Source organism: Streptomyces sp. UNOB3_S3, from assembly GCF_020740895.1.
Lineage (GTDB): Bacteria > Actinomycetota > Actinomycetes > Streptomycetales > Streptomycetaceae > Streptomyces.
On record NZ_JAILXP010000706.1, the window covers coordinates 1 to 1,206 of the forward strand.

Annotated in this window: 1 pseudogene; it reads left to right on the forward strand. The window is 80.0% G+C overall.

What is annotated here, in order from left to right:
• Window positions 1–1,119: pseudogene (locus K6I33_RS35165) on the forward strand (lanthionine synthetase C family protein); the annotation flags it as partial.
• Window positions 1,120–1,206 lie beyond the last annotated feature (87 nt).

Consider the following 1,206-nt stretch of genomic DNA (forward strand, 5'->3'; position numbering starts at 1 on the left):
CCCCCGGACCCCGCGCCGCCGCCCGCGCCCGCGTGGCCGCGCACGGCGGACGGCCCGGCCGGCGACTGGGAGGAGGCCCTGGACTCCCTGCGCGACGCCATCGTGCGCAGCGCCACCCCGGAGCGGGAGGACCGGCTCTTCCCCGGCGACGTCCGGCAGTTCGACGGTCAGGGCGCGGCGCTGGCCTACGGCGCGGCGGGCGTCCTCCACGCGCTGCACCGCACCGGGCACGGCGGCGGCGCGCGCTTCGAGGGGCACGTGGACTGGCTGGCACGGGCGGCCGAACGGGCCCGCTGGCCCCGGCCGGGCCTCTACGACGGGCTCGCGGGCGTGGCCTACGTCCTCGACGAACTCGGCCGCCCGCAGCAGGCACGCGCGGCCCTGGCCCGGCTCGCCGCCTTCGACCTGCGCGACTGCGGGGCGGGGCTGTTCGGCGGGCTCGCCGGGATCGGCCTGGCCTTCGCGCACTTCGGGGAGGTGCGGACGGCGGCCCGGCTCGCGGCGCGGCTCGCGCGCGGCCTCGACGACGACGTTCTCGTTCCGGTACCGGCAGCGGGGCTGATGCGGGGCTGGTCCGGGCCGGCCCTGCTGTTCAGCCGGCTCTTCACCGAGACGGGCGAGGACCGCTGGCTGCGCCGGGCGGAGGCCGCGCTCGCCCGCGACCTCGCCCACTGCGGGGTGTCCCCCGGCCGGCACGTCCACGTGCGCGCGGGACGGCGCCGGCTGACCACGCTCGGCGGGGGCGGCGCGGGCGTCGCCCTCGCCCTCCACGAGTATCTGCGGCACCGCGAGGACGCGCACTTCGCCGGGCTGCGGGACCGGATCCGCGCCGGCCTGGGCACCGAACTCCTGCTGTCCTCCGGCCTCTTCGAGGGCCACGCCGGGCTGCTCTACGCGCTCGTCCACCTCGGCGGCCCGGCGGACGCGCGCGCGGCCCAGCTGCGCGGGCTGGGGCTGCACGCGGTGCGGTTCCAGGGGCGGCTGGCCTTCCCGATGGACGGACTGCTGCGCCTGTCGATGGACCTGGCGACGGGCACCGCCGGGGTGCTGCTCGCCGTGCACGCGGCCCTGCGCGGCACCACGGCGGGCGCGTCGCTGCCGCTCCTGCGCACGGGTTGAGCCCGGCGCGCCGGGGTGCGCGCGCTGTGGCGCGGGTGGGACGGCGGTGCTGCGGGGGCCCGGCGGCGCGGGGTGGTTCCCGTGGAC